The sequence below is a fragment of the Treponema sp. Marseille-Q4523 genome, assembly GCF_016901105.1.
Taxonomy (GTDB): Bacteria; Spirochaetota; Spirochaetia; order Treponematales; family Treponemataceae; genus Treponema_D.
In genome coordinates this window covers 1-1760 of the sequence record NZ_JAFEVM010000084.1, presented here as the reverse complement: position 1 = coordinate 1760, position 1760 = coordinate 1, and the positions used below count along the sequence as shown (strand labels likewise).

Sequence of the window (1760 nt, the reverse complement as noted above, 5' to 3'; positions counted from 1 at the left end):
GTGTATATAATAATTTCCATAACGATATACAATAATCCATGCATAAGGGTATTTATGTATATCTGCTCCATAATTTAATAAATCAATCAATCTGCCTTCATCAGGGAGTGGGTCTGGAACATATCCATAAGCCTTTTTAAAACCCGCGGCATCGAAAAACATCGATCGTGCTGTTTCAATCAAAGGATTATTTTGAATCCAGCCGCATTCCCCGTAACAGTAATTCGGATCCGCTCCCGCAGCGAGCATTTCTTTTACCTTTTCCGGTTCCCATTCGTATCTTACAATCGCGTTATAAAATGCTCTCGCCTGCTTTCTCTGTTCGTTGGAAATATTGTCAGGATTTTTCCGTATATTCAAAAGCAGCAACCGTATAGGGTTTAATCTATTCAATACTGTACCTTCCTCGAACTTTCCGCACGATGAAAACAATACACAAATAAAAAACATCGCTATAATTTTTTTCATCATTCATCCCCATAATTTATAATGACTCTATTACCCGCACGATAAATCTCAATCGATTCATTCTTGTTATGCGGATATGCTTTTGCGTCATCGCTCGTTTTTTTATTTTTAATTTTACTCTCAAAATCAGCTGCATGTTCATCAGTATCGAAAATAAGTGTATTTTTTGTACTTAGCTCTTCTTTTCGCGATTTATTAAACCAGCTGAAAATAGACGTCCAGAAACTGGCAGATTTCTCCTTATGCGAGGCAATTGTTTTTCCCGTTATTTTATTCTTTATACTTATTTCGGAACCGACAATACCAAGAGCAGCCAAATCGGATTTCGACATACTCGTGCCATCGGGATTATACAGACCGATCTCGCCTCCTGCCCCACCTAGTATCATCGGTAACGTACGAGCAAGGGGATCTGTGGATAGAATAGGAAAAATATCCTCTTGATATGTATGCCCTGTTACTTTAATATCTCCCCCGTGTTTTACTTTATTTTTATAACAGGCCAAAGGCAGAGTCAAAACACAAATATTAAAAATAATTAATTTCGTTGCATTCATAGTTAGCCTCATTTATCTACCATATCACCGAAAATGCTTCCCGTTCGGATTCATGGAATCAATTGGAATTTTATATCAGTTAATAACCGGATGCCGCGATTTTGAACCTGCCCTGTAAGCTCTACTCCCAACGCTCGTTGAGAGGATTTTGGAATTGATTCACACCGTTTTTCAGCAGTCTCTTCATATTCTATAATAAGATTCGATTTCTTTTAAGATATGTAATGAATACATATCTTTTGCTGATTTTTCCTTCAAAACTTGAAGATTAGCTGCAAAGCCCTTAGGGATTTCTGTGGTATCGCTTTTTCGTATAAGTAAATATAAAATATCAACAAGTTCGGTACATAAATAAGCGTTTGTTTCAGATTGTATAAAAAATACAACTTCCATTATAGCATTAAAAGATTCTTCTGCCGTAAACGAATTATTTATTTTATCTCGTTCTTTTGCAAAAAACCATTCATCTTTTTGCAGTTTTTCTTGCCAATTTAGCTGTAAATTTTGAAGAAATTCATTTATTTTCATGTTTATCCCTGTTTCCGCCTGTTGAACAAACAATAGCTATAGCAAGGCTAAAAAACATATTATTTCACAACTGCCCAAGATAACATAGAGCGTTATTAAAGTCTGTATTCGTGATATAGTTAAGTTATCACACAAAACAATATCACATAAGGAATTACAGACATGAACAAGTATAACACAAAGCCGGTACAACAAACAGGAGTATAC

The 1760-nt window shown here is 35.5% G+C and carries 3 protein-coding genes; all 3 read right to left on the bottom strand.

Annotation, left to right across the window (positions count from 1 at the left end):
• Window positions 1-468, bottom strand: a 468-nt coding sequence (locus JSQ97_RS12790) for a hypothetical protein (RefSeq protein ID WP_205076404.1), incomplete at its 3' end; no start/stop codon positions are given.
• On the bottom strand, window positions 468-1025 hold the full coding sequence (locus JSQ97_RS12785; RefSeq protein ID WP_205076403.1) for a hypothetical protein: 558 nt from the start codon (window positions 1023-1025) through the stop codon (window positions 468-470). The genes JSQ97_RS12790 and JSQ97_RS12785, both read right to left, overlap by 1 nt.
• 183 nt (window positions 1026-1208) lie before the next feature.
• Window positions 1209-1553, bottom strand: coding sequence for a hypothetical protein (locus JSQ97_RS12780; protein ID WP_205076402.1), 345 nt, complete (start codon window positions 1551-1553; stop codon window positions 1209-1211).
• Window positions 1554-1760: the final 207 nt, after the last annotated feature.